This window comes from Flavobacterium sp. TN-1 (assembly GCF_052828645.1).
Window position 1 is genome coordinate 2,360,711 of record NZ_CM128253.1, and the last position, 25,172, is coordinate 2,385,882.

The 25,172-nt window shown below is 32.5% G+C and carries 10 protein-coding genes and 1 pseudogene; 7 read left to right on the top strand and 4 right to left on the bottom strand.

Annotation, left to right across the window (positions count from 1 at the left end; genetic code table 11):
- The first annotated feature begins 233 nt into the window (after positions 1–233).
- Positions 234–2,411, top strand: coding sequence for a catalase/peroxidase HPI (katG, locus tag ACUXZJ_RS10430; protein ID WP_063743960.1), 2,178 nt, complete (start codon positions 234–236; stop codon positions 2,409–2,411).
- 294 nt (positions 2,412–2,705) lie between these two features.
- Here katG and ACUXZJ_RS10435 read toward each other — a convergent pair whose 3' ends face one another.
- From ACUXZJ_RS10435 to ACUXZJ_RS10445, 3 genes and pseudogenes are all read right to left on the bottom strand, one after another.
- Entirely contained in the window at positions 2,706–5,108 is a 2,403-nt protein-coding gene (locus ACUXZJ_RS10435) for an alpha-ketoacid dehydrogenase subunit alpha/beta (RefSeq protein WP_060382049.1), read from the bottom strand.
- A 178-nt stretch (positions 5,109–5,286) separates the two neighbouring features.
- Positions 5,287–8,091 (bottom strand): hypothetical protein, encoded by a 2,805-nt coding sequence (locus ACUXZJ_RS10440; RefSeq protein WP_060382050.1) that lies wholly within the window; start codon positions 8,089–8,091, stop codon positions 5,287–5,289.
- Between the two features lie 549 nt (positions 8,092–8,640).
- Positions 8,641–9,470: pseudogene (locus ACUXZJ_RS10445) on the bottom strand (IS982 family transposase).
- 178 nt (positions 9,471–9,648) lie between these two features.
- Between ACUXZJ_RS10445 and ACUXZJ_RS10450 the strand changes: the two are divergent.
- The 6 genes from ACUXZJ_RS10450 to ACUXZJ_RS10475 are packed head-to-tail and all read left to right on the top strand — an operon-like array spanning position 9,649 to position 21,572.
- Entirely contained in the window at positions 9,649–9,975 is a 327-nt protein-coding gene (locus ACUXZJ_RS10450; protein ID WP_201030574.1) for a helix-turn-helix domain-containing protein, read from the top strand.
- Positions 9,972–12,965: an Eco57I restriction-modification methylase domain-containing protein gene (locus ACUXZJ_RS10455; RefSeq protein ID WP_063743958.1), complete on the top strand. Its 2,994-nt coding sequence runs from the start codon at positions 9,972–9,974 to the stop codon at positions 12,963–12,965. The genes ACUXZJ_RS10450 and ACUXZJ_RS10455 overlap by 4 nt, the downstream gene beginning before the upstream one ends.
- Positions 12,952–14,562 carry an Eco57I restriction-modification methylase domain-containing protein gene (locus ACUXZJ_RS10460; protein ID WP_063743957.1) on the top strand — a complete coding sequence of 537 codons (1,611 nt, stop codon included), beginning with the start codon at positions 12,952–12,954 and terminating at the stop codon, positions 14,560–14,562. Before ACUXZJ_RS10455 ends, ACUXZJ_RS10460 begins: the two co-directional genes overlap by 14 nt.
- Before the next feature lie 5 nt (positions 14,563–14,567).
- Positions 14,568–16,652, top strand: coding sequence for an ATP-dependent nuclease (locus ACUXZJ_RS10465; RefSeq protein WP_063743956.1), 2,085 nt, complete (start codon positions 14,568–14,570; stop codon positions 16,650–16,652).
- Positions 16,634–18,565 (top strand): UvrD-helicase domain-containing protein, encoded by a 1,932-nt coding sequence (locus ACUXZJ_RS10470; protein ID WP_063743955.1) that lies wholly within the window; start codon positions 16,634–16,636, stop codon positions 18,563–18,565. The genes ACUXZJ_RS10465 and ACUXZJ_RS10470 overlap by 19 nt, the downstream gene beginning before the upstream one ends.
- A gap of 25 nt (positions 18,566–18,590) precedes the next feature.
- Entirely contained in the window at positions 18,591–21,572 is a 2,982-nt protein-coding gene (locus tag ACUXZJ_RS10475) for a DEAD/DEAH box helicase (protein ID WP_063743954.1), read from the top strand.
- 80 nt (positions 21,573–21,652) lie between these two features.
- On the opposite strand, the gene ACUXZJ_RS10480 is transcribed toward ACUXZJ_RS10475, so the two are convergent.
- On the bottom strand, positions 21,653–25,084 hold the full coding sequence (locus ACUXZJ_RS10480) for a methylmalonyl-CoA mutase family protein (RefSeq protein ID WP_446194909.1): 3,432 nt from the start codon (positions 25,082–25,084) through the stop codon (positions 21,653–21,655).
- Positions 25,085–25,172: the final 88 nt, after the last annotated feature.

Genomic DNA, 25,172 nt, shown 5'->3' on the forward strand with positions numbered 1-25,172 from the left:
TGACTTAATAATAATAAATAATTCAGGTAGTCTTTTTTAGAAAACACAACGATTTTTGGTATATTTGAGTTAGATAAAAAATAAAATCTTTATAAATTGACTATTCTTTAGGTTTGTAATCAAACCAAAATGATGATACACTTTTATAAAAGTTATTACTGAATTACAAAAAAGCCATGAGGTAAATTTTTAAAACCCTAATATAATAAAAAATAAAATTTAAATAAAAAACTATGAACAAATCAAAAGAAGGAAAATGTCCCTTTCACCAAGGAGCTAACACCGAAATTAAAAAATCGGTTGTAGATAAATGGCCTAATGCACTTAATCTTGATATTCTACATCAACACGATACTAAGACAAATCCTTTAGGTGAAAATTTTAATTATGCAGAAGAATTTAAAAAACTTGATCTTGAAGCATTAAAAAATGATTTAAAAAAACTAATGACAGAAAGCCAAGACTGGTGGCCAGCAGATTGGGGACATTATGGAGGTTTAATGATTAGAATGGCATGGCATGCAGCAGGTACGTATCGTTTAGCAGATGGACGAGGTGGAGCCAATACAGGAAATCAACGTTTTGCTCCACTTAATAGTTGGCCTGATAATGGTAATTTAGATAAAGCACGTAGATTGTTATGGCCCATTAAGAAAAAATATGGAAATAAAATTTCTTGGGCAGATTTAATAATCCTAGCAGGAAATATGGCTTATGAATCAATGGGTTTTAAAACATTTGGTTTTGCAGGCGGGCGTGAAGATATTTGGCATCCTGAAAAAGATATTTATTGGGGAGCAGAAAAAGAATGGTTAGCAAAAGAAAGATATTTTGATGATGCGGATAGCGACTCTCTTGAAAATCCTTTAGCAGCGGTACAAATGGGATTAATTTATGTAAATCCTGAAGGAGTTAACGGAGAGCCAGATCCGTTAAAAACAGCTCAAGATGTTCGAACTACGTTTAAACGTATGGCTATGGATGATGAAGAAACCGTAGCATTAACAGCAGGAGGACATACAGTAGGTAAAGCACACGGAAATGGTGATGCTTCTATCTTGGGACCAAATCCTGAATCTTCAGATGTTGAAACACAAGGTTTTGGTTGGATCAATCCAGAAGGGAAAGGAAATGCCGAAAATACTGTAACCAGTGGGTTAGAAGGAGCATGGACAACCACTCCAGATAAATGGAATCATACGTATTTTCATCTTTTATTAAATTATGAATGGGAACTAAGAAAAAGTCCAGCAGATGCTTGGCAATGGGAACCAATCAATATAAAAGAAGAAGACAAACCATTCGATGCGCATATACAAGGAGTACGTAGAAATCCTATTATGACAGATGCAGATATGGCTATGAAACTAGATCCTGAATATAGAAAAATAGCAGAAAAATTCTATAAAGATCCAGCTTATTTTGAAGATGTATTTGCAAGAGCATGGTTTAAATTAACACATCGTGATTTAGGTCCTAAAAATAGGTATCTTGGAGCTGATGTGCCAAAAGAAGATTTAATCTGGCAAGATCCTATCCCAGTTGTTGATTACAAATTAAATGATGCTGAAATAGAAGAGTTAAAAATAAAACTTTTGAACTCAGGACTAACTAAAACAGAACTAATTAATACAGCATGGGATAGCGCAAGAACTTTCCGTAGTTCTGATTTTAGAGGGGGAGCTAATGGTTCGAGAATTCGTTTAGCACCTCAAAAAAATTGGGAAGGAAATGAGCCTCAAAGATTAGAAAAAGTATTAAATAAACTTCAAGAAATTAAGACCCAATTGGCTCAGAATATTAGTATAGCAGACTTGATTGTTTTAGGAGGTTGTGCAGCTATTGAAAAAGCAGCAGCAGAAGGAGGCATAAATATTAAAGTACCTTTTAATGCAGGAAGAGGAGATGCAACAGAAGATATGACAGATGTGGAATCATTTTCTGTTTTAGAACCAATTCATGATGGGTACAGGAACTGGCTAAAAAAAGACTATGCTGTTGCCCCAGAAGAGTTACTTCTAGATAGAACACAACTGATGGGACTTACAGCACCTGAAATGACTGTTTTAGTTGGTGGTATGCGAGTTTTAGGTACTAACTATGGAGGTCTAAAACAAGGTGTTTTTACAGAAAGAGAAGGTATTTTAAGTAATGACTTTTTTGTAAATATTACAGATATGAATTATACTTGGACCCCTGTTTCAGAAAATCTTTATAATATTGTTGATAGAAAAAGCGGAATCACAAAATGGACTGCTACAAGAGTTGATTTAGTATTTGGATCAAATTCTGTTTTAAGAGCTTATGCAGAAGTTTATGCACAAGATGATAATAAAGAAAAATTTGTACACGATTTTGTTAAAGCTTGGGTAAAAGTTATGAACTCTGATCGCTATGATTTAGTAAAATAGCCTTTGTTTATAAAATAATAAAACTAACCTCCTTTAAAATAATTAATGAGGTTAGTTTTGTTAAGATAAAATTTACGTGTAATTCTTTTTCCTTGTCTTTTTTATGCTCTAAATAAAAAAGAGAGTGTCTAAAAGTAATAACGTGACTTCTAGCTTGGGTACTTGGAGGATAGTAAAATCCTTATTATCAGTACTTTTTAATTCATATTGTCTATTTACATTCTTTGATGAGAATGATAAAAAGGAAAAATTTTAAAAAGACTTTCCTTTTTTATTTAAAATAAAAAAATAACTTTAGTATAAGCTTGGAAATTTGCTAGGATTAGATTCGTGCATAATTTCATACACTTTTTCAAAAATATCTTCCACAGAAGGTTTTGAAAAATAATCGCCATCAGTACCGTAAGCTGGACGGTGTGCCCTTGCAGTAAGAGTTTCTGGTTGGCTATCTAGGTATTTATAAGCTTTTTGTTCTTCTACAATTTGTTGTAAAATATAGGCAGCAGCACCACCTGGTACATCTTCATCAACAATTAACAAACGATTTGTTTTTGCTACTGATTTTACAATGTCATGGTTAATATCAAAAGGGAGCAATGATTGAATATCAATAATTTCTATATCAATTCCTATTTCTAGTAATTCTTTTGCTGCCTGTTCTACTAAACGTAAAGTAGAGCCGTAGGATACTATAGTTATGTCTTTCCCTTCTTTGAGTGTTTCTGTAATGCCTATAGGTGTCTTGAACTCACCTAGATTCGTAGGCATTTTTTCCTTTAAACGGTAACCATTTAAACATTCTACTACTAATGCGGGTTCATCTGTTTGTAATAGAGTGTTGTAAAATCCAGCCGCTTTTGTCATATTACGAGGAACTAATACATGAATGCCTCGAATTGCATTTATAATCATTCCCATAGGTGACCCAGAATGCCAAATGCCTTCTAAACGATGACCGCGAGTTCTTATGATTAAAGGTGATTTCTGACGACCTGCTGTACGATACTGTAGTGTTGCAAGATCATCACTCATGATTTGAATGGCGTATAATAAGTAGTCTAAATATTGAATTTCTGCTATAGGTCTTAATCCTCTCATAGCCATACCAATTCCTTGACCTAGAATAGTGGCTTCACGAATACCGGCATCACTCACACGCATTTCGCCATATTTTTCTTGCATTCCTTCCAAACCTTGGTTTACGTCTCCAATGTTTCCAGAATCTTCACCAAAGATTAAAGTTTGTGGGTATTTTGCAAAAATAGCATCAAAATTGTCTCTTATAACTAAACGAGCGTCTACTTCTTCTGAATTTTCATCATAAGTAGGTTTTATTTCATTGATAGCAAGTACATTGTTTTCTGATTGAGAGAACAAATGAGAGCTAAATTTAGGTTGAATTTTAGTAATATATTGACTAATCCAATTTGCTAGAGTTGTTTTGGTATTTTCTTGTATTAGCATTCTTAACACTTTACGTGCAGTTATAAGAATGTCTTTACGAATAGGTTCTTTTATGTTATTTAAATCATGAGCATATTTTTCTATAAAAACTTTATTTGTTGACTCAGATGCAATGTTTTGTAAGATCGTTACTAGTTCGTCTCTTTCGGTTTTTATAGGGTTTGTAAAATTATTCCAAGCTGTTTTTTTGCCTTCTAATACATCCTTTTTAGCTTGAGTATCAATTTCGTCTAATTCTTCGGTTGTGGCTAAACTGTTTTCTAGCAACCATTTACGCATTTGAGATAGGCAGTCAAATTCTGTTTCCCAAGCGAGACGTTCAACGGATTTGTAACGTTCATGCGATCCTGAAGTTGAATGACCTTGGGGTTGGGTTAATTCATTTACGTGAATTAATACAGGTACATGTTCTTCTCTTGCTATTTTAGAAGCTTGTTGGTAGGTTTCTACTAAGCCAGGATAATCCCAACCTTTTACATTTAGTATTTCGAAACCATTGTTTGTTTGATCTCTTTGGAAACCTTTTAATATTTCGGATATATTTTCTTTTGTGGTTTGATAACGTGCGTGTACTGAAATACCGTATTCATCATCCCATACGCTCATTACCATAGGAACTTGTAATACGCCTGCTGCATTGATTGTTTCAAAGAACAATCCTTCTGAAGTTGAGGCATTTCCAATGGTTCCCCAAGCTACTTCATTTCCTTTTACAGAAAAATTAGTAGTGTCTATTCCTTCTACATTTCGAAATATTTTAGATGCTTGTGCCAAACCTAATAAGCGTGGCATTTGTCCCGCTGTAGGAGAAATGTCAGCACTTGAATTTTTTTGTTTGGTTAAGTCATTCCAATTTCCATTTTCATCTAATGAGTGTGTTGAAAAATGGCCTCCCATTTGACGACCTGCACTCATAGGATCGAATGCTAAATCTGTATGTCCATAAAGACCCGCAAAAAATTGTTCAATACTCAAAGCACCTATGGCCATCATAAAAGTTTGGTCACGATAATAACCAGAACGGAAATCGCCATTTTGAAATGCTTTTGCTAAAGCAAGTTGAGGGATTTCTTTTCCATCGCCAAAAATGCCGAATTTTGCTTTTCCTGTTAAAACTTCTTTACGACCTAATAAACTACATTCGCGACTGATGCGCGCAATTTTATAATCATTTAAAACTTCTGTTTTAAAATCTTCAAAAGTTAATTCTTTTTTTTCTTCTACTTGTGCCATTTTCTTAAATGTAAGTACGCAAATTTAATTAAAAAGCCGTTATGTTGTGCTTTATTTTGAAAAAATAAAATTTAATTATTCGTATTTTTAATTCAATATAATCTTTTTTAATTATTTATTTTTTATAAAAATGTTGTTTTTTATTAGATATTTTTACTTAAAATGTGTTTTTATTGTTTTAAAACCATTTTCTGTTGAAAATACCTAAAAGAGTTTTGGGATTAATAGTAAATTGGAAACGTATTTTTTCGGCATAATTTTTTTGTCCTATTTCCCATCCATTTTTTGAATAAATAGGACAAAATATTTCGAAATAATCAGGGACTATATTAAAATGAATTCCAGTGTCATAAACCCAATTAGGATTACTATATTTGTTTTTGTAGAGGCCTACATCGCCATATACTTGAACCCATTTCCATAAAGAGGAAGTTATGTTAACGGCGGTTAACCATTGATTAGCATAAGGATTACTAAATTTAGATTTAAATCCACCTTCTGCTATAATAATTTGTTGGCTAAAAAAACCTGATTTTTCACTTCTTCCATAAAATGAGTAGTCAAAAAGATAATCTTTTGGACGATCTAATCCAAAATCATAATAGGAAGAATTAGTGTTTTTGTAAAGAAATATTCCGCCGTAAAAGCGAAAACCTATTTGATAATTATTTTCAAAAAGTTTTCTATAACTAATTTCATTAATATATTTTGCAAATTCATTACCTATTTGTATTTGATTTGATATATGGTATCCTTTTGCGGTTTCATTATTTCCAAATGAATAACGAGCGTTGAAGACGGAGTATTTTAATGGAGATAACGTATCTTTAGACAAAGGACTAAATTCTTTGTTTACAAAAACTTGTCTAAAAGAAAGGGTTTTGTATTCATTTTTCGTAATATCTAAATTTCGGAATCGAAAGATAAGAGCAGGTATAACCCTAAAATAGGAAGCATTTTGTATGTAATGGTAGTAAGAAGTAGATAAGGTAAAACGAGTTTGGAAATTAGTATTAGAAGGTTTGTTTAATGAATAACCTATAAATCCACTACCTGTTAAGGACTGGGTGTTAAATGAATAACTAGGATTTATTTCGTAATTAAAAGGACGTGCAATAAAGCTTTCATTGTTTAAAATCAAGGAAATTAAAGCACCATCATACACATTATAATCAATATTGGGATAATAAAAAATTTGGTTTCGTTTAGAATTTTCTAGATCCCTAAAAAAAGTAAAATCTATTGGGCGGTTAGGTTTAAAAAAATTAGTAGTCTTATAATTATTTTTTTTATTTAGTTCTGGAAAATAATTATTTTCATTGATAACAAATTGATCTAATTCTTTTGTATTAAAAGCAAAAGTTGTATCCTTTTCAAAATGAGGAATAATCCATTTTTGAAATATCTTTTCTTTGTTTTTATAACCACTTAATGTAAAGGGAATACTAGAATTGTGATTTTTTTTAATTTCTAGTTGAATTTGATTATTATGTTTTTGAATTTTACCAAAATGATAGTCAACTAATTCTTTAGAAGAAACTAATTCGTGAAAAAACCAATCTATATTTTTTTCAGTATTTTTTTTTAAAATAGTTTCAAAATCAATTGTGTTACAAAATTTTTCTTGATTAATATTAAAGAATTCTTGGATACTTTTTTCTAATGATCGATCTTCTAAGTAATTTTCAAGATATTTAAATGCTAATCCAGCTTTGTATTTGAGTGCAATTTGCTCGTTGAATTTACTGAGTTTGTTCTTAGGAGTGTTTAAAGCTTGATCTAGTGTTTTTCTAGCCATTATAAGATAAGCATGATAATACTGTTCGTTAAACTTAGCATTTGTGAACTCATATCCTTTTAGTATTTTAAATCGGTTAAGTGTTCCCGCTAAATTTATATTAGGGTAATATTCTTCAATGTAATTAATCAGGTAATAGTGTTGAATAGCATCTAATAAATAATGATCTTTTCGCCAATCAATGTTTAAATTAGATTTCAAAAAACTTTGTGAATACACTTTTAAAAATTTTAATTCATATAAAAAACTATCAGGAAAAGGACTCAAAAGACTTGGTAGTTGATTTAACCCATAGAAAGGATTTCGGTCATAGTCAACTTGTGAAATAAGCAAACGTTTTGTTTTAGACTTTCCTATGTGTTTTTCAAAATACTTAATGATTCTATCAATGATAAGGAATTTTTGAATATCATTAACATTTTTACTTTCTAGATTGGTTATAATAGATATATTATCGTTAGAAAGAGTTTCAAACGTTTTATTTTTTTCTATTATGAATTGATATTCTTTTGAATGGGTGCTTTTAAACGTTTTGGAATTTATTGAGTCCAAGTTAGAAATAATATTATATTGATCGGGAATTTCAAAAGAAAACAGCATTTCCTTAACTTCTTCATAAGTAGCATCTTCTGTGTTTTCATTGCTATAAGTAACACCCGTATTACTGTTTATCTGTTTGTTGATTAACAAAAAACAATCTTTCAAATAAAAATCTTCTTTATTTGTTCCCCATCGAGTAAATTTACTATTAGGTATTTGGAGTTCGTAGTTTAATTGTATTTCTATTGAATCACCCGATTTTAGATTAAAAACAGGAATAGAAAATAGGTCTATTTGATTTGAAAATCTTTGTGGTGTAACTACGTTATTATTAACTGTAATTGTGTTTAAAAAAGTTTCTCCTCTTTCACTTTTATTGGATAAGTGAAAATTTCGAACAAATTGATCCGATAATTTTTTTCCAAGGGGTGTTTGCCTGTTAGAAAAACTATGATTCCAATCACTAAATGTTAATTGATCAATAGGATAGGGGTACTGATTTTTATAAATTATTTTTTGCTGAACAACCAGTTTTTTAGAATGAGATTCTAGAAAAACTTTACAATTTAGTGATTGCTGGCTGTATGTATAATTTATATGACCAAGTATGAAAAATAAAATGATTATTAAGAGTTGTTTCTTCAAAATTTTAGTTTTATTGCAATATAAATAAAGAATTTTAAATTATAGATTATTCTAAATAAATGGAAATCAATTTTTTCTTTGCATATTGTTATCAAAAAAAACAAAGTATTAATAAAATATTAATTTGTGCTTAAGAATATAGGGAAGGAATTTATTTTTAATGATTTTTATGCTTGTTTTTAACGTATTTTTTAAATTTGAATGTAAAATTAAAATTGTGTTAAAATTTGTTATTAAGTGGTTTTCTTAAGAATTAGTTAGAAAGAATAGAATCTATTCATAAAAGAATAACAAAACAGGAGATTCTACAAAAAGTTCGCAATCTTTTTCATTTCGACCAAAGGGAGACATCTTAATGCTAAATTTTGATGAGGCTTCTTTGTTACTAAAATTCTTCAAATTTTACTTTTATATTTTTTTTAAATCTAATAGGAATGGGAACTTTAAGTATTTTTGCGATAACTGGGTATGGCTCCACAGATAAAGAAATAAAATTGGCAGATAGTATTTGGAAAAACTTTAAGCTAGGAAATTAAATAATTCAAGTTGCTAGTTAATTGATTTATTTAATTGCAAGCCAAAGACAAATAATGTAAGTTTTATTAGAAAACCTTCTAAAGTTATTGCATGTATAGTTCTTGGAAACATTTTTTTAATATCGCTTATTGTTGTTTCTACCCTTTTTCTCATTTTTAGTTTTTCATTTTTTTGTTCTAAAGTATCCATTCTTTTAGCATTTGATTTACGCTGAATTTTTAATGAAATACATCTTCTTTCATATACAGCATCTTCTAAACTATAATCAGTATAAGCACTATCTCCATATATTGAAGCCTCTACTGGTAATTTGTCAATCATTTTTCCTAGTGCTTTTGCATCTGCTGTTTTTCCTGGTGTAAAATGAAAAGCTATTGGGATTCCATTTTTTGTGGTAAGTAATTGTACTTTAACTCCATAAAAATAATTTCGCATACTTGCTGTGTAACCTCGCCATTTTTCTTCTTTGAGGATTTTGCAGTTCGAAATCCTCATATTATTGCAAACAGCAACTGGAAATGAATCTATGATATACTGCATCTCACAGCATAAATCTTTAAAATATGAACTTATTATTTCAAATAACTCATAAAGCAAACTTCCAATCTTATGTAATCTTCTATTAAATCTACTCTTGTCAAGCATCTTTGGTATAAATCCATATTGTTTCATAAACTTTATAGCTGAACTATGATTTCCATAAAAGCTTGTCGATGACACAATCGCAGTTAAAATAATTTCACTATCGCTAACCTGTCTTCTTATATCTTCTGGATGTTCAATTCCTTTTAAAATATCATCAATTAAACAAAAATTGATATAATTTTGTCTTTGCAAAGCATTGGTGTTGTTTTTTTGGTTCACAAAACAAAATTACTTAACCTTTGCTTTGTTTTTTATAAATATCAACTTGAATTAAATACTTAAAAAATATAAAATTTTTAAATATTACAATTTTTGTTGAAAAACAATTCCAACAATGTAAATATTAAAACATTTTATCCCTATTTTTGACACATTATGTCAACAAGAAGTATATCAACAGAAACGATAGGCGAAAAGCTAAGACACATTCGAGAAGAAAAGGAGCTTCCCTTACGGAAAGTTGCTGCATTACTCGACATTGACGTTGCTATTTTGAGCAAAATGGAGCGAGGAGAACGCAGAATTACAAAAGAAGTAGTTCTGAAACTTGCCAACATATACGAATATAACGCGAACGCCCTTTTGATTTCATTCCTAAGCGACAAGATTTTATATGAAATTCAGGACGAAGATTTAGGAATAGAAGCGTTGAAAGTAGCGGAGGAAAGAGCCAAATATATTAAAGCGAATAAGAAGAAATGACAATAAAGCAACTCATAGAAAAATATAGAGCCGACAGGGATTATTACTTGACAAGTAAGTATAATGAAACACTGCTTCGCAGTGATTTCTTAGACCCGTTTTTCGAGTTGCTAGGTTGGGACATTAAAAACAATGCAGGTAAACCAACCAATGAAAGAGAAGTAATTTTGGAAGAAGCACTAAAAGCAAACGCTTCCGAACACTCCAAAAAACCAGATTACACTTTCCGACTTTTTTCTGAAAGAAAATTCTTTTTGGAAGCTAAGAAACCGTGCGTTTCCATTGAATCAAATAATGACACTGCAAAGCAAGTCAGACGATATGGATTTACAGCGAAGTTGAAAATTTCAGTTCTTTCAAACTTTGAATATTTAATCATTTACGACACTTCTGTAAAAGTTGAGAAAGACGATAACCACATAAAGGCACTTGTAAAAAAATATCATTACACAGAATACGAAAGTAAATTTGAAGAAATCAAACAGCTTTTAGGAAAGGAATCTGTTTATTCAGGAGCATTTGAAACGGAATGGAAAGAAATTGAAAGTAAAATCAATCAATACTCGATTGACAATTTATTCCTAAATCAAATCAATGAATGGAGAAAAGTCCTCGGTACTGAAATATACAAACACGACCCGAAAATTGATGAGCAACAACTGAATGACATTGTTCAAAGCTATTTAAACAGGGTTTTGTTTCTGCGTGTTTGTGAGGACAGAAATTTAGAAGATTATCAAACGCTTTTGAAGTTTGCCAACAGAAACGACTTCAAAGCACTCATAAAGAAATTTGAAGAAGCCGACAAACGATATAATTCAGGACTTTTTGACCAGCTTCTAAAAGACAAGATTATTGAAAATATCAGTTCTGTTTTTTGGACGATTATCAAACAATTGTATTATCCCGAAAGCCCTTATTCTTTCAGTGTTTTTTCTTCTGATGTATTAGGAAGCATTTATGAAATTTTCCTTTCTGAGAAACTAAACATTCAAAGCGGTGCAGTTGTTTTGGTAAAGAAACCTGAAAATGTTGACCGTGATATTATCACAACACCGACTTTCATTATAAGCGATATTTTAAGAAATACCGTTTTGAAAAAATGTGAAGGGAAAACAGATAAGGAAATTCTAAAGCTGAAATTCGCTGATATTTCTTGCGGTTCAGGTGCGTTTTTATTAGAGTTATTTCAGTTACTAAATGATATTTTGATTGACTACTATCTAAAAAATGAGAAATCAAAACTCATTCAAACTAATATCAATACCTACAAACTGCCGTTTGAAATTAAGCGACAACTTTTATTGAATTGTATTTATGGTGTCGATAAAGATTATAATGCCGTTGAAGCAGCTAAATTTGGTTTGCTTCTCAAATTACTTGAAAGTGAAGATGTGAATTCAACTAACAAAACAAAACCAGTTTTACCCGACCTTTCTGAAAACATCTTTTTCGGAAATAGTTTACTGAATCCAGAACAAGTCACCAATAAAAAAGACCAGATAATTATTAATCCATTTGATTTTTCAAAACTTCGTTTTGATGTCATTGTAGGCAATCCGCCTTATATGAAGTCGAAGGATATGATAAGATTTACCCCCCTAGAATTTCCACTATATAAGAAATCAGAAAACTATAAAACATCATACAAACAGTTTGACAAATATTTCCTATTTATTGAGCAGGGAATTAATTTGTTAGCTGATGATGGAATTTTAGGCTACATCGTTCCGAGCAAATTCACAAAAGTTGGTGCAGGCAAAAAACTTCGTGAATTGCTTTCAAACAATGAATATCTGCATTCAATTGTTTCATTTGGAGCAAATCAAGTTTTCGTAAATAAAACAACATACACTAGTCTTTTAATTCTTAATAAGAAAAAACAAAAAACATTTTCTTTTACTGAAGTTAAGAGTTTGAAAGAATGGAAAGTTAGAAATTATGAAAGAATTGAATTTGACAACCTAGAATCCAAGAAACTTTCAAATGAATTATGGTTTTTGATACCACCACATTTAAAACCTGCTTATAATTCTATTTTAAGTCAAAGCGAAACTCTTGAAAAAATTGTAGGCAAAAAGAATATAAACAATGGAATTCAGACAAGCGCCAATGATGTTTTTGTGTTAAATCCAATAAAGACTGACAAACATTTTATTTTTTTTGAAAAGAATGGAAATTCTTATAAAATAGAAAAAGATATTACAAAGCCGTATTATGAAACGGTTAGAAAAAAAGGAGAAGATAAATTACATACCTACAGAAATTTTAAACCCAATACTTTTGTTATTTATCCTTATCAAATAGGTAACGAAAAAGTAGAATTTATTGATGAAATACAACTTAAAAAGAATTATCCACTTGCGTTTGAATATTTGAACAAAAACAAAACTCGATTATTAAAAAGAGACATTAAACCAACTCCAAAATCTAACAATGAATGGTACAGATACGGAAGAAGTCAATATCTTGAGCTTGGTAATATAAAGGAAAAAATTATTATTGGAGTTAACTCAACAGGTGAAAAATATCCTATAGACAAATATCAAACATTACACACTGCTGGAGGAACTGCGGGGTATTGTAGCATTTTTTTAAATCAAGACAGCCCATATTCCATTTATTATATCCAAGCTATTCTTAATTCAAGATACGTAGAGTGGATTATTACTTTAAGAGGTGAAGTTTATAGAGGAGGCTATAAAGCAAGAGGTACAAAGGTTTTGAAAAATCTTCCCATCAGAAAGATTGATTTTTCAGATCCCAAACAAAAAGCACTTCACGACAAAATCGTAGAAACTCAAAAAGAGTTAATCAGCATTTATGACCAAATAGATGCAAACGCAGGAAATAAAAGAGCTTTAACTCCACTGCAAGGACAATTTGTTAGAGAAAAAGCGAACCTAGAAAAGCTATTAGCTAAACTATACGATTTAGGTAGTGAAGATTCATTAATCCCATTAATAAAAGAATTGTATGAAGCTAATTAAAAACGCAACAGCCGAGAAATTGAGAGGTGGGTTTTACACACCAGAGCCAATTGCTGCATTCATTTTGAAATGGGGCATTAATGGAAGTTCTGATTATGAAATTTTAGAGCCGAGTTGTGGCGATGGGGTTTTTCTTGAACAATTGAAAGAAAACAACCATAAATTCAAATCGGTAACAGCCATTGAGTTTGATGATGTGGAAGCAGAAAAAGCTGATAAAATCAGACTCAACAACAAGAATGTCATCAATACCGATTTTCATTTGTATTGCAATGAAACCACACAGAAGTTTGATTTAGTGGTTGGTAATCCGCCATACATTCGATACCAATATTTTCAGGAAGAACAGCAAAATGAAGCCATTAAAGTTTTCAACCGGGCTAAACTAAAATATTCCAAACTGACCAATGCTTGGGTTTCTTTTGTGGTTGGTTCAAGTTTGTTGCTCAAAGAAAAAGGAAAGATTGGTTTTGTAATTCCTGCGGAATTGTTGCAGGTATCTTATGCTCAACAACTCCGTGAGTTTTTGGCTCATTTCTACAATAAAATCAATATCATTTCTTTTGAGAAGTTAGTTTTCCCTGACATTCAGCAAGAAGTTGTTTTGCTATTGTGTGAGAAAAACGAAAGCGATTCACATTTGATTGAACATCTTGAATTAAGAGATGCTTCAGACCTTAAAAAGCTTGATGTGAATATCCTAAAAAGTCCAACCAAAAAGATAGATTTTAAATCAAATAAATGGACTTATTACTTTTTAGAACAAGAAGAAATTGATTTTTTGGAACAGATTACCAAAAAACGAAAAGTTCCGACAATTGGAAATTACGCAAGTATTGAAGTTGGCATTACCACAGGAGCAAATGATTACTTCACTGTTCCTTTGCCAGTTGTAGAAGCTTATGACCTTAAAGAATATGCAAAACCAATGGTTGGCAGAAGTGTTCAAGTCAACAGTGTAATTTTTACGGAAAAGGATTGGAAACTTAATAGACAAACCAAAGCCAAAGCACACTTATTGGTGTTTCCAGCCAAAGAGAAAATAAACGAACACAAAGGAGCGAACTCATACATCCGTTTAGGTGAATCAATGGGCGTAAACAAAGGTTACAAAACAGGCATTCGTGATGATTGGTTTGTTATTCCTTCCATCAAACTTTCTGATGCGTTATTTATCCGCAGAAACAACCTTTATCCTCGTTTAATCTTAAACGAAGCAAACGCCTATACCACGGACACAATGCACCGTGTATTTATGAAAAAAGACACAAACAAAAATGCATTCATTGCCAGTTTTTACAATTCCTTGTCTTTGGCTTTTTCTGAAATTGTTGGACGTAGTTATGGCGGAGGCGTATTGGAATTGATGCCAAGCGAAGCAGAAAAAATACTGCTCCCCTACCAAACCGAAAATGCTGATTTACTAACCGTCATTGACAAAATGATGCGAGAGAAAAAAAGCATTGATGAAATTTTAAAAATCACCAATAAGCAAATCCTGAAAGATGGATATGGCCTCACTGATAAAGAAATAAAATTGGCGGATAGTATTTGGAAGAAGCTTTCGGCTAGGAGATTAAATAGAAATAAAAATTAAGCATTATGAAAATAACTAAACTGCAAATAGATAATTTTCGTTTGCTTAAGCAATTTTCAATGGATTTAGAAGAAGATCTTTCCTTAGTTATTGGTAAAAATAATACAGGAAAAACTTCTATTCTTTCTGTTCTTGATAAGTTCTTGAATGAGAAAAGTAAATTTTCTTATGACGACTTGAATATAGATTTTAGGAACGAATTAGAAAACCTTATAAAATCCCCTGATGTTGCTGATGAATTTCACCCCAAAGGCATCAAATTAAAGGTATTTATTGAATATAACGAGAAAGATGATTTATCAAACGTCAGCAGGGTATTGATGGATTTAGACCCTGAAAATAATAAAATTGTATTGGGTTTTGAATATACATTAAGCTATACTAATTTTCTAAAATTAAGGTCTGATTATGTAGCTTTTTCCATAAGTGAAAAGGCTAAAGTTGAAGAGAAAAAGAAAAACAAGCCCAGAGAGTTAAAAGAATTTCTAAAACAAGAGTTAGATAATTATTTCAACACTCATAAGATGTCTTTTGAGTATGACATACCAACCGAAACAGCTAATGAAAATAACTTTATTGACTTAAAGGATGAAATTACTGGTATTAAAGATATTATTAGCTTTAAGTACATTAGTGCAAGAAGAGACGTAACCAATAAAGAAAAAGAAAACACCCTGTCCAAACAAACTTCAAGCCTATATAAAAAGAAAGAAGATAATAGCGACAAAAATCAAGCTACCGAAAACTTTAAAGACCAACTTTCAGAAACCGATAGTACATTAAGTGAAATATACAAAGTCTTGTTCAGTGATGTAATAAAGAAAGTACAAGATTTTGGAGGAATAAAACTGAACGATACAGACATAGCAATAATTTCAACATTGCAACATAGAGAATTACTTGAAGGAAATACAACCATAGTATATACCCACGATGACCATAAGCTACCGGAACATTACAATGGCTTAGGTTATATGAACCTTATAAGTATGATTTTTGAAATTGAAATTCTTGTCCAGGATTTCAAAAGGGATAAAGACAAAAAGCCAGCAGATATTAATTTGTTAATCATTGAAGAGCCTGAAGCACATACCCACCCACAAATGCAGTATGTCTTTATTAAAAACATAAAAAAATTACTTGCTGAAGGTATCAAAAGAGATGACGGAATAAATAGACCACTTCAATACATAATTACAACACATTCATCTCACATTGTTGCTGATAGTGATTTTGATGATATTAAATATTTGAAAGCGGAAACAAAGAACAATGTAACTGCAAAAAATCTTTCAGATTTGAGAAAGCAATATGATGCCTACCCAAATCAATACCAGTTTCTAAAACAATACTTAACTATAAGTAGGGCTGAAATTTTCTTTGCTGATAAGGCTGTTTTAATTGAGGGGGATACGGAAAGAATATTGATACCAACCTTTATGCGAAAAGTCGATTTGGAAGAAGCAGCTCGTCTAAAAGCAGAGGGTAAAGAAGACACCTTTCTTCCACTATTATCTCAAAATATATCCATAATTGAAGTTGGTGCTTATTCACAAATCTTCGAGAAGTTTATAGAATTTTTAGGTATTAAATCTTTGATTTTAACGGACATTGACTCTATTGGAGATATAGGAAATAAAGACGAAAAGGGAAATCCAAAAATTGAAGCTTGCCCCGTAATTAATGGCTCTGAAACAAGTAATTCTGCGATTAATCATTTTTTGAAAGAAGTTACTTGGGATGATTTAAAAGCACTTCCTGTTGCAAATAGGACAATTACTATTGGAAGTGCTACAGTTTGTATATGTTATCAACAAAATGAAAATGCCTATCACGCAAGGAGCTTTGAAGATGCTTTTATCCATTTGAATAGAGAATTTGTGAAAGGAGGCAAAGCTACTTTTCAAGGATTAAAAAATGCTTCTTATTTTGATGATGATGCAAAAAGTCCTTATGAATTAGCGGGTTCTTGCATCAAAAAGAAAACTCATTTTGCATTAGACATTTTATACCACAGTGATATGAATTTTAGTAACTGGAATATTCCTGCCTACATAAAAAATGGTTTATTATGGTTGAAGGAAGATTAAGTTTAGAACCTGAAGTACAGCAAATTTTCCAATCAATTGATGAGGGAAGAAATTTTCTTTTAAGTGGCGGTGCAGGAAGTGGTAAAACCTATTCGTTGGTAAGTGTTATAAGACAGGTAATAGTTGAGAATCCAACTGCAAAAGTAGCTTGTATGACATACACCAATGCCGCAGTAAAGGAAATCGAAGAAAGAGTAAACCACAAAAACCTCAATGTATCTACAATCCACGATTTTTTATGGGATAATATAAAACACTTTCAAAAAGAGCTTAAAGAAGCAATTATTTCCTTAGCAAATGATGATGAAGTTAGTAACGTTTCAATAGATGGAGTAAATCCTATTCCCGAAAACCATTTTGATATTTTGCCAGACGGAATACAATATAAAGAGTTTGTTAGGTTGCGTGAAGGAATAATCTCTCACGATGAGTTGCTCATCGTTGCAAATTATCTTTTTGAGAAATACCCGAAACTTAGCAGTATCGTAAAGGATAAATACAAGTATATTTTTATTGACGAATATCAAGATACAAGCAAAACTGTTGTTGATACATTTCTTACTCACTTCAAAAAGAGCGAAAGAAAAAATATCATCGGTTTCTTTGGTGATGCAATGCAATCTATTTATGATGATGGGATTGGAAATTTAGACGAATACAAAGGAGATGATGCAGATACAGTAAATGAAATTCCAAAGAAACAGAATAGAAGAAACCCTCAGCTTGTTATTGATTTAGCAAATAAACTTCGGACTGATGGTATTACACAAGAACCTTCTACCGACCCCAATGCACCCAATATATTTAAAGGTATAGTAAAACAAGGCACTGTACTATTCCTTCATTCTACTGATGGTGGTATTGATAAGGTTGAAAAATTCTTGGAAGAAACATATAGTTGGGATTTCAATAATTCAAAAGAAACAAAGGAACTGAACCTAACCCATAATTTAATAGCAGGGAAAGCAGGGTTCAGAACGTTAATGGATATTTATGATAGAGACCCTGTGCTTGGATTGAAATCTGAAATTCTTGAAAAGATAAAATACAATAAGAAAAATAACAGACCCGAAATTGAAATCACCGATGAAGATACTTTTGATGCTGTGGTTGATAAATTTGAATTAAAGAACAGACAAGGAGAACTCAAAAAGAATCTTTTATTATCTGACCCTGCAAAAGCGGAACTGTACAACCAGTTGAAAAATAAACCATTTTCCGAAGTACGGAAGATGTATTTGGGAAAAGATGCTCTTGTAGATGACAAAAAGCAAGATGAAGATGATGAAGATAAGAAGGGATCAAAAAGAGACAACTTAATAAAGCATCTTTTCAAAATTCAAACGAATATTTCATTGTATCAAAATAAAAAATTCAATGAATTTTTGAGAGCCACAGATTTTCGTTTTAAAATTACAAGTATAGCAAGCAAAAGAACTTTAAAAGAAAATATTGAAAACCTTATAAATGTTGGCGATAAAACAATTGAGGAAGTAATTACAGATGCCAATGAAAAGGGAATTTGTATGATTGATGATAAGCTAAATGATTTTAAAGAGAAAAAAGAGTACCTGTATAACCGTGTGAAAGATGTCAAGTTTAGTGAATTTCAAAAGCTATATGAATATTTAGAAGGTCAAACACCATTCTCAACACAGCATAAAACTAAAGGAGCTGAATTTGACAATGTTTTAGTTATTCTTGATAACGGAGGATGGAACAATTATAATTTTGAAAAAATGTTTTTAGGTACAGCTTCGCCAAGTGTGTCCGAAAGAACTCAAAAGATATTTTATGTTTGTTGCACAAGAGCTAAAGAGAATTTGGCAGTTTTTTTTCATAGCCCTGCTCCTCAAGTGATAGCAAAGGCTAAAGAATGGTTTGGAGATGAAAATGTAATTGATATTGGTTAAATACTGTTACATAAAATAATACTTTATGAATGTTTCCTCAACTCAAATTCAAGTCTTCCGCTCCCTCCTCAAAGGACGTGAAGATGTGTTTGCTTTTCGTTGGGAGAAAAACTCAAAATCGGGTTATATGCCAGCCTATTTTTATGACCGTTATCGTCTTCGGGCACATAAAATGAATGGTGGAACATTTCAGAATTTTACTGAAAAGTCTTATTTGAAACTTACAAATGAACAAATACAAAAGCATTTGGACGGTTTTCACCATATTGGAATTTATCCCTTACTGCAAGACAATACCACTTGGTTTTTAGTAGCTGATTTTGACAAAACCAATTGGCAAAATGAAGCTATTACTTTCCTAAACGCTTGTAAAGAAAAGGCAATTCCTGCCTACTTGGAGCGTTCCCGTTCAGGAAATGGCGGACACGTTTGGATATTTTTTGACAAACCTTATCCTGCCATAAGAAGTCGAAAAATATTCATTTCGATTTTAGAACAATCGGGTGTTTTTTCAATGTTTGACAAAAGTTCAAGTTTTGACAGATTGTTTCCAAATCAAGATTTTCTTTCAGGAAAAGGTTTCGGGAATCTGATTGCATTGCCACTTTTTAAACCAACTTTTGAAAAAGGAAATAACTGTTTTATCAATCCTGAATCATTTAAACCTATCACTGACCAATGGGACTTCCTGAAAAATATCAAAAAAGTTTCCACAAATCATTTAGACGAACTATATGATGCTTTAAAACCATCAGTACAAACATTGAAATCAGGTATTGAACCTAATATTTCGGTAATAAAAAACGGCAAACTCAGCATTTCTTTAAACAATAATATAAGACTAACCCGAATTGGATTAACACCCACATTGATCAATTTTCTGAAAGAAGAATTGAATTTTGCTAACTCTGAGTTTTTTGTCAAAAAGAGATCAGGTAGAAATACATTTGAAACAGCACGATATTTTAAATTAGTTGAGGAAACGGAAAGTGAAATTTTCATTCCAAGAGGTTTTATCGGAAAGCTTTTACGCTTTTGCAAGGAATCACAAATCGAATTTGAGTTTGTTGATGAAAGAAAACTAAAAGTATCTATTCCTTTTGCGTTCAATGCAGCTTTGCGAAATCATCAACTAGATGTAATTGAAACTGTTTCTAAAAAAGATTTCGGAGTAATAGTTGCCCCACCTGGTTCAGGAAAAACAGTTATTGGCCTAAAAATAATTGCGAATAAAAGACAACCTGCGCTTATTCTTGTGCATCGAAAACAATTGCTAGAGCAATGGGCAGAACGGATTGAAGCTTTTTTGGGTATTCCAAAAAGAGATATTGGGGGTATTGGACAAGGAAAATCAAAAATCGGAAAACAAATCACAGTAGCAACAATTCAAAGTTTGCTAAAACAAATAGAATCTGTTCAAAATCAATTCGGAACTATCATTGTGGATGAATGCCATCACGTTCCTGCCGAAACATTCAGAAATTCAATTGAAAAATTACAAACATATTATTTGTATGGATTGACTGCTACCCCTTTCCGCAAATACAGTGATGGAAAAATGATTTTCACTCATTTAGGAGAAATCATTACCAATATTAAACCAACGGAAATTGAGAATTATAAGCAGGCTAAAATCATTATCCGCAACACAGAATTAGATGTTCCATATAACTCCAAGACAGACAGTTTTGAAACATTATCAAAAATTTTGGTTCACGATACCATCCGAAACAAAGTTATTTTAGAAGATGTAAAAAAAGAACTAAATCAAGGAAAAAAGATAGTTATCATTACCGAACGAAAAGAGCATATTGACACCCTATATTTGTTTTTAAAACAATCGTATGAAACCATTACACTAAGCGGGGAAGATTCAGAAAATTCTAAAAAATCTAAATGGAAAACATTAGAAGAAGGTAATTTTCAGGTTTTAATTACCACAGGACAATATTTTGGTGAAGGATCAGATTTACAAAATATAAACTGTTTATTTTTGGTCTATCCATTTTCTTTTGAAGGTAAACTAATTCAATATATAGGTAGAGTGCAACGCTCGGAAATAAACCCTACTATTTATGACTACAGAGATTATAAAGTTGAATATCTCAATAAGCTTTTCCTGAAACGCAATACTTATTATCGAAAAATTGACAAGCAAGCAACTTTATTTGATGAACCAAAGGAAGAAATCATTTCTTCAAATAAAGTTGTAAATATTGAAAAAACAATCAAAGTTCCAATTGAAGAATTGGAGTTTCATTATGGAAGTGTCACATTTGAATATACTATATATGAAATGAACACCACACTTGCATTCCAAATTGAAAACATTGAAATAAGACCTGAGTTTGAGGTATTAAAACACTATTTCATCAAAACATTAAAATCGAAGAAGATTACTATAGAAATATTCGCCGAGTTTGAAAACGGAAAATTGGTTTCTCAATTAGCACTATCAACTGATATTGACCATATAAATAAAGAAGTCGTTGAGGGTGTGAAATTTCAATTCTTAAATAAAAGTTTGTTAAGGCAAATCGCATCAAAAAAACAAAACATCCTGACATCTGATGAATTACAAGAGCAGGGAAAAATTTATTCTAATGCAGAGGAGTTGATGAATGAAATTCTCAAAAACAAGCAATACAAACATTCACAGCAAATTCAATATTTAGCAGACAAACACGAAAGTCAAGTAATGAAGATTCGATTTGTGTTGAACCCTTTTTCATTCTTATTTCTCCTCTCAGGAGAGCAAAATTATTTTGTTGTTTTGGAAACATTAGACACAGAAGAAGCTACTTACATTTGGCATACCCCTAAAAACAAATTGTCTCTAATTGAAGAAATAAAACAAATTGACAACCAATTAAATATCATTAGAGAAAAAGGGAGACATATTTTTTTAGAAGATAGCCCAAACAACTTTACAAGAATTATTCACGATTATTCAGATAAACTAAAAGGTTTTTTGACTTGGAAATCAACTATAGGTCAATACATCTGAGTTGAACAAGAAATTATTTTAAAAACATAAAAAAGGTTGTCTAAAACTTTTCAGACAACCTTTTGATTTATTAATTCATCTTACATATTCCTTCTATATTGCCCACCCACTTCAAACAACGCGCTCGTAATTTGTCCTAACGAACACACCTTAGCGGCATCCATTAGTTTTTCAAAGATGTTGTGGTTTTGGATTGCGGCTTCTTGAATGATCGTGATTTGTCCTTCTACTTCTTTAGCTTTGGCTTTATGTAGGTTTTCTAGGGTTTTGATCTGGAATTGTTTTTCTTCTTCCGTCGCACGAATTACTTCCGCAGGTACAACCGTTGGTGATCCTTTAGAACTTAAGAAGGTATTTACCCCAATAATTGGGAATTCACCGGTATGTTTCAAGGTTTCGTAATACAACGATTCTTCTTGGATTTTCGAACGTTGGTACATCGTTTCCATTGCTCCTAGTACCCCACCTCTTTCGGTGATTCGGTCGAACTCGGCTAATACCGCTTCTTCCACTAAATCGGTTAACTCTTCAATGATAAATGAACCTTGGATAGGGTTTTCGTTTTTCGCTAAGCCTAATTCTTTATTAATAATCAACTGAATAGCCATGGCACGACGAACGGATTCTTCTGTTGGTGTCGTAATCGCTTCGTCATAGGCATTGGTATGTAACGAGTTACAGTTATCATAAATCGCATACAAGGCTTGTAAAGTCGTACGGATATCGTTAAAATCAATTTCTTGTGCGTGTAACGAACGTCCAGATGTTTGGATATGGTACTTCAACATCTGCGCTCTTTCGTTGGCACCGTATTTATTCTTTAAGGCTTTTGCCCAAATTTTACGCGCTACACGTCCTATCACGGCATATTCTGGGTCAATACCATTAGAGAAGAAGAACGATAAGTTAGGACCAAAGTCGTTGATGTTCATTCCTCGGCTTAGGTAATATTCTACATACGTAAATCCGTTTGCAAGTGTAAATGCCAACTGCGTAATAGGATTGGCACCAGCCTCGGCAATATGATACCCTGAAATAGAAACCGAATAGAAGTTACGTACATTTTGTTGGATAAAATATTCCTGTACGTCACCCATTAAACGTAAGGCAAACTCAGTCGAGAATATACAGGTATTTTGGGCTTGGTCTTCTTTTAAAATATCGGCTTGAACGGTACCACGCACTTGCGCTAAAGTTTTTACTTTGATGTCTTGATACACATCGGCAGGTAACACTTGATCCCCTGTTAGTCCTAAAAGCATCAACCCTAATCCGTCGTTACCTTCTGGCAATTCGCCGTTATAGCGAGGACGTTCTAATCCTTTCGCATCATAAACCTCTTTGAATTTTTTCTCTACTTCGGCTTCCAAACCATTTTCTTTGATGTATTTTTCACAGTTTTGGTCAATCGCCGCATTCATAAAGAAGCCTAACAACATAGGCGCTGGTCCGTTTATCGTCATCGACACAGAAGTGGCAGGATGGCTTAAATCGAAACCAGAATATAATTTTTTAGCATCGTCTAAACAACAAATAGACACCCCTGCATTACCAATTTTACCGTAAATATCAGGTCGGTGGTCTGGATCGTTTCCGTATAAAGTAACCGAGTCAAATGCGGTGGATAAACGTTTAGCTGGCATTCCTAAGGATACATAATGGAAACGGCGGTTGGTTCTTTCTGGACCTCCCTCACCCGCGAACATACGCGTAGGATCTTCACCCTCACGCTTAAATGGATATAATCCCGACGCAAATGGAAATTCCCCTGGTACGTTTTCTTGTAAGTTCCATTTTAAGATATCGCCCCACGCTTGGTATTTAGGAAGCGCTACTTTTGGAATTTGGGTATGCGAAAGTGACTCGCTATGTGTTTTTATTTCAATTACCTTATCACGTACTTTAAAAGCGTAAATAGGGTTTTTATACTTGTTTACTTTCTCGTCCCACGTTTGAATAATTTCCCAGTTGTACGGGTCTAAATTCATTTTTACGCGGTCGAATTCTTTGATTAATAAGCCTAAGAAATCTTTGTTTCCTTCATTTATTTTCAACGAAGACTCAATGATTCCAGCTTTATCGATTTGTGGCAGATTCCCATTCACCGATTCGATAGTTTTGAAAATACCGTATAACTTTTGTGCTACTTCCACTTGCGATAAAGCCTTTTCGTCATATTTACGATTATTTTCGGCAATTTCAGATAAATAACGTGTTCTATGTGGTGGAATCACGAAGATTTTCTCGCTCATTTCACGAGTAATCTCAAAAGTCGATTTTAGGTCGGCTCCCGTTTTTTCCACAATTTTATCCATAATCGACTTATACAAAGTATTCATCCCTGGATCATTAAATTGAGAAGCGATTGTACCAAAAACAGGCATTTTATCAGGATCTACATCCCATAAATTGTGATTGCGTTGGTATTGCTTTTTCACATCGCGAATCGCATCAAGTGCCCCACGTTTGTCAAATTTATTTAAAGCTACTAAATCGGCGAAATCTAACATATCGATTTTCTCCAATTGCGTAGCCGCGCCAAACTCAGGTGTCATTACATACAACGAAACATCTGAATGATCTAAAATCTCCGTATCCGACTGACCAATTCCCGAAGTTTCCAGAATAATCAAATCGTATTTAGCTGCTTTAAGCACTTGAATGGCTTCGGCAACATATTTAGACAAAGCCAAATTCGATTGACGCGTCGCCAACGAACGCATATACACACGTGGGTTATTGATCGCATTCATACGAATTCTATCTCCAAGTAAAGCACCACCAGTTTTACGTTTTGAAGGATCGACAGAAATTAATCCGATGGTTTTTTCTGGAAAATCGATTAAAAATCGACGTACTAATTCATCTACTAACGAAGATTTACCCGCGCCACCTGTACCTGTGATACCAAGAACGGGAAAAGCCCCCCCCGCCCCCGAAGGGGGTGCCTGAAATACTTTATGAAAAGTATCGGGTTCGTTTTCTGCTAATGTTATAAGTCTTGATATCGTGTTAATATCTTTTTCAGCCAATTTATCGTTTATCTCGTTGGCTCCCCCTTCGGGGGCGGGGGGGGCTGGTTCTGCTAGTTGAACCAATTCGTTAATCATTCCTTGTAACCCTAAGGCACGACCATCGTCTGGAGAATAAATTTTCGTGATTCCGTAAGCGTGTAATTCTTCAATTTCAGAAGGAAGGATTACTCCGCCACCGCCACCAAAAATTTTGATATGACCTGCTCCTTTTTCTTTAAGCAAATCATACATATATTTAAAATATTCGTTATGACCACCTTGGTACGAAGTCATCGCGATGGCATTGGCATCTTCTTGAATAGCTGTATTTACTACTTCTTCTACACTACGATCGTGTCCTAAGTGAATTACTTCGACTCCTGTAGCTTGGATAATGCGACGCATAATATTGATGGCTGCATCGTGTCCGTCAAATAAAGAGGCTGCGGTTACAATTCTAACTTTATTTTTAGGTTGATAAGGTTGTACTTGTTCCATTTTGATTTTTAGTTATCGGGTGCAATTTACTGATTTTAGGGTAAAAAAGAGATGAAAAAAAGGAAAGCAAATAAAAAAAAATTAGGCA

What these genes read in the sequence shown, in the direction of transcription:
- ACUXZJ_RS10450 (WP_201030574.1), top strand. Translation starts at nt 9,649, where the DNA reads ATGTCAACAAGAAGTATATCAACAGAAACGATAGGCGAAAAGCTAAGA.
- ACUXZJ_RS10435 (WP_060382049.1), bottom strand. Translation starts at nt 5,108, where the DNA reads ATGGCACAAGTAGAAGAAAAAAAAGAATTAACTTTTGAAGATTTTAAA.
- ACUXZJ_RS10480 (WP_446194909.1), bottom strand. Translation starts at nt 25,084, where the DNA reads ATGGAACAAGTACAACCTTATCAACCTAAAAATAAAGTTAGAATTGTA.
- ACUXZJ_RS10475 (WP_063743954.1), top strand. Translation starts at nt 18,591, where the DNA reads ATGAATGTTTCCTCAACTCAAATTCAAGTCTTCCGCTCCCTCCTCAAA.
- ACUXZJ_RS10470 (WP_063743955.1), top strand. Translation starts at nt 16,634, where the DNA reads ATGGTTGAAGGAAGATTAAGTTTAGAACCTGAAGTACAGCAAATTTTC.
- ACUXZJ_RS10455 (WP_063743958.1), top strand. Translation starts at nt 9,972, where the DNA reads ATGACAATAAAGCAACTCATAGAAAAATATAGAGCCGACAGGGATTAT.
- katG (WP_063743960.1), top strand. Translation starts at nt 234, where the DNA reads ATGAACAAATCAAAAGAAGGAAAATGTCCCTTTCACCAAGGAGCTAAC.
- ACUXZJ_RS10460 (WP_063743957.1), top strand. Translation starts at nt 12,952, where the DNA reads ATGAAGCTAATTAAAAACGCAACAGCCGAGAAATTGAGAGGTGGGTTT.
- ACUXZJ_RS10465 (WP_063743956.1), top strand. Translation starts at nt 14,568, where the DNA reads ATGAAAATAACTAAACTGCAAATAGATAATTTTCGTTTGCTTAAGCAA.